Consider the following 3,835-nt stretch of genomic DNA (forward strand, 5'->3'; position numbering starts at 1 on the left):
CGAGTGCACCTTGCGGGTGCCGATAAATCATCCGCGCAGGTCGGCAGGCTTGCGAGCTCCCAGCGGGGGCAATCAACCGAGGAGAGCATTGAACGCGTTCAACTTCGGAGCCAGGAGATCTGAACGCGTTCGAATTGATCAACGAGGCTATCGGCCAGCGAGGTCGAAGGTGCTGGTCACGGGCCTGTCCGAATATTCGGCACCCACAACGTACGGGCCGAGTTCGCACGTGTTTACCCGATCGTTTCCAGTGCCTGCCCGGCAACCGGTCGGCGCTTCCCTGCTGGTCCTCGGTTTCGTGGCTACGCGTACGGGTCGCGCAGCGGCCGGGGCTCGCGGACCCCGCAGGTGATCTCCTCGGGCAGGCCCGGGCCGGCGGTGTAGTAGCGGCCCTGGGCCTCACCCTTGGCCGCGAGCCAGTCGGCGCGGACGAGTTCACGGATGTCGCGCTGGGCCTGCTGCTCGCTCAGCTCCGCATCCGCCTGGTAGGTGGCGCGGCGGACCCGGTTGCCCATGGCTGCCGGGTAGAGGGCGTACAGCATACGGTCGGGCCAGCCGCGTTGCTCGATGGCCTCGTCGAGGGCGCTCCAGACCTCGCGGGTGGTGTTCACCTGGCGCTCGACGGTCTGGGCCTGCTGGTGGTGGGCGCGCAGGCAGAACCGCACCCAGGGTAGGGTGTCCCGCTCCGGGGTCCAGACGGGGCCGCCGACCTCGGCGAGGACGTCGTAGTAGCGGTAGGTGTTGCGGGCCCGGCCCAGCCATTCCTCGATGCTGGAGAATTCGGGCGCCATGATCCCCTCACGGGCGAGGACCAGGGTGTGCAGGGCGCGGGACATCCGACCGTTGCCGTCCGCCCACGGGTGGATCGCCACCAGATTCAGGTGTGCCATCGACGCCCGCACCAGCCCGGGTGCGTCGACGTCGCCGTCGTCCAGCCACTCCACCAGCTCGCCGGTCAGCTGCGGCACCTGCTCGGCATCCGGAGCGGTGTAGGCGGCAATCGTCGGATCCTCGGCCGAGGTCACGTACACCGGGCCGCTGCGCCACCAGCCGGGCCGCTTGAGCAGGTGATGCCCCTGCATCATGAAGTGCAGCGCGTTGAGCAACTCCTTGCTGTAGGCGAAGTCGTCACCGGCCTCGGCCAGCCGCTGGATGTAGGTCATCGCCTGCCGATAGCCATCGATCTCGGCCGTGACGGTCTCGCTCGCCTCGATCGGCGCCTCGCCGACCATGATGTCCTCTACGTCCGACACGCTCGCCGCGTAACCCTCGATCGTGTTCGATCCGGCGATGGCGCGTGCCGTCAGGTTCCGCCGCAACTGTCCTTCCCACCGACGCGGGGTGCGCAGATGCAACCGCAGACGCTCACGCATCTCCGAGATCTCACCCAGAACCGCTTGATCGATTTCCTGCAGCATCGGCGTACCGTAGAGCATGAAGCAATGACACCATGAAGGCGTCAAGCAGTCAAGAGGCGCGACCGTGGCATATGACTAGTCCCAGATTCCTTTCCAAACCAACCGCCCCAGAGCCGCTCTCGGCGATCTCTGCCGCCAGCCCTCTGCTGCCAGCACCGATGGTCGACCGCCCCCGATGCCGCACCGCACGCCAAGCTACGACCCGCCGCACCCCCTCGCAGGCGGCATCGGCCACACCTGCACAGACTCAGGCCTGGGCTGCCTTCCTTGCAGAGTCAGTGCGCAACGGCCTCGACCCGGCCCTGATCACCCAGTGGATGACCATGGTCGCCGACGCCACCGGCAGCCCGGTACCCGGCCCTTTCCTCCATGCCCCTGGCCGACTACGTGGACGTCCGCCTCGCAGCCATCCTGAGCGGTCTGGAAACCACCACCCATGTCCCCTACCTCTCCGGCTGGCACCTGCGGATCGAACCCGAGCTCGGGCACATCCCCATACGTCTGATCACCACGGCGCTCATCGCCAGCGCCGTCCGCGGCTGGATCTCCGATGGATGCGGACGCTCCACCATCAAGAACACCCTCGCCATGCTCGCCTGCATCTTCGAGCAGGCCATCGTGGACGGCATCATCGACCGCAATCCCGCGCACATCACCGGCTGGCAGGCCGAGTACCAGCAAGCCGAGGACGAGCTCGCAGACCCCCGGGCACTCGCCCTGCGCGACTGGGACGCCCTCGTCGAGCTCGCCGACGCCCTGGTCAACGCCTCCTTCAATCACTACCGCGGCTGGGGAGACGTCGTCATCCACAGCGCCTGCACCGCCACCCGCATCGGCGAGGTCTCCGGCGTCCGAGCATGTGACATCGACCCGGCCAACTGGCTGCTCACCTGCCGCAGACAGACCCACCCCCGGCCCCGGCGGACTCGCCGACAAACACACCAAGGGACACAAGGCCCGGTTCATTCCCATCATCGAACCACTGCGCCCACTCATCGCCCGGCGGCTCCAGGCCACCCGCGGCGATCCCGACGCCCGCCTCTACACCGGGCCACGCGGCGGGCGCATCGCCACCGCCGTCCTACGCGACGCCACCCACTGGGACGAGGTCACCCGCGAGCTCGGCTACGAGCACCTGCGCCGCCACGACCTACGCCACACCGGCCTCACATGGATGGCAGACGCCGGCGTCCTCCCGCACGTCCTCCGAGAGATCGCCGGCCACAGCCTCATCACCACTACTCAGCGCTACTTCCACCCTGAGCTTCTCCGAGTTCTGGAAGCAGGCCAAGCCCTCACCCGGCATCTGGAAAGGCTGCAACGGGACGGCGAAATCACCGCCCATTGGTAACGCAGAGCAACCATGGAAGCCCCGCGGGTCGGCTTCAATCGACCGATCCGAGGCATCTGAGCCACCTTCACGGCCGCCACCGGCCCTCGAAAAGCCTCACACGATGTCCCTATATAGGAGGCTTTGGCCCACTTGACTCAGAGCTGGCGCACTTGACGAAGGTCAAGTGCGCCAGCGCCCAACTCTCCACCGAATCAGAGGAAAATATCGGTCCAACCTTCAGAAAGCGCACCACGCGGCCCAGTTCTGCAAGGAAGCCGAAGGATCAGCCACGGGCTTCACTCGCCTCGGAGACCATTTTGGGACCAGAAACCCCGCCTCTGAAACGACTGAGAGTGGGTGCCTGGTTTCCCAAGTACCCGCTCTCACAAGCGACTTCACAGTCGGGACGACAGGATTTGAACCTGCGACCCCTTGACCCCCAGCCGCGTGTCAATCCGTCAGAAGCCTCCACCGCCAGGGAAGCTCAAAGCCCTCCTCGTGCATAGAGGTTCCGTACAGGGATTTTGAGAGACGTACAGCGACTCCAAGCCGCTCCGCCGCCGTAGCCGTACGATCCGCGCACTTTGGGCCTGCCTGAACGCCGTTGGGCGCTCCAGGGCGCCGGACACGGATCCCCACACCCAATGCGCGGGCCCGCCGGCCAGGTCACCAGTTGCCCTCACCCGGGTCTACCGGTCCCAGCACTCCGAAGGCCTCCACGAGGCGGTCCGGTGCGGCCTGCTTCCATGAATCCACAAGAATGTCGTACAGCTCGGCCATGTCTTCCAGAGCGCCGAGTCGCACGCGCACCCAGGCGGAAGACACCTCATGCGGTGGCACCCAGAACTTCTCCGGCTCCGCAGCGATCAACTCCGCCCGATCATGCTTCGGACACCGCACAGCGAATGACGTCTGATCGTCAGGGACCGTGATGAACATCTTCCCGGCGACCCGAAACGTCGGCATGCTCCACGCCTCCTTCTCCACGGTCTCCGGGAGAGACAACGCGATACGACGGACATCATCGGCATCTACCACGGTCACCACCCTAGACGCGGCCGAAGAGTGACCCGAGGTGCCCTCA

At 66.2% G+C, this 3,835-nt stretch carries 3 protein-coding genes; 1 reads left to right on the forward strand and 2 read right to left on the reverse strand.

Going from position 1 to position 3,835, the window contains the following annotated elements; translation table 11 throughout:
• Window positions 1–302: 302 nt before the first annotated feature.
• On the reverse strand, window positions 303–1,418 hold the full coding sequence (locus P3T39_RS37210) for a Fic family protein (protein ID WP_348534434.1): 1,116 nt from the start codon (window positions 1,416–1,418) through the stop codon (window positions 303–305).
• An 859-nt stretch (window positions 1,419–2,277) separates the two neighbouring features.
• On the opposite strand from P3T39_RS37210, the gene P3T39_RS37215 reads away from it, so the two are divergent.
• Window positions 2,278–2,769, forward strand: coding sequence for a tyrosine-type recombinase/integrase (locus P3T39_RS37215; RefSeq protein WP_280703759.1), 492 nt, complete (start codon window positions 2,278–2,280; stop codon window positions 2,767–2,769).
• Between the two features lie 648 nt (window positions 2,770–3,417).
• Here P3T39_RS37215 and P3T39_RS37220 read toward each other — a convergent pair.
• Complete coding sequence (locus P3T39_RS37220) at window positions 3,418–3,789, reverse strand: MmcQ/YjbR family DNA-binding protein (protein ID WP_280703760.1); 372 nt, start codon at window positions 3,787–3,789, stop codon at window positions 3,418–3,420.
• Between the last annotated feature and the right edge of the window lie 46 nt (window positions 3,790–3,835).

This window comes from Kitasatospora sp. GP82, assembly GCF_029892105.1.
Taxonomy (GTDB): domain Bacteria; phylum Actinomycetota; class Actinomycetes; order Streptomycetales; family Streptomycetaceae; genus Kitasatospora.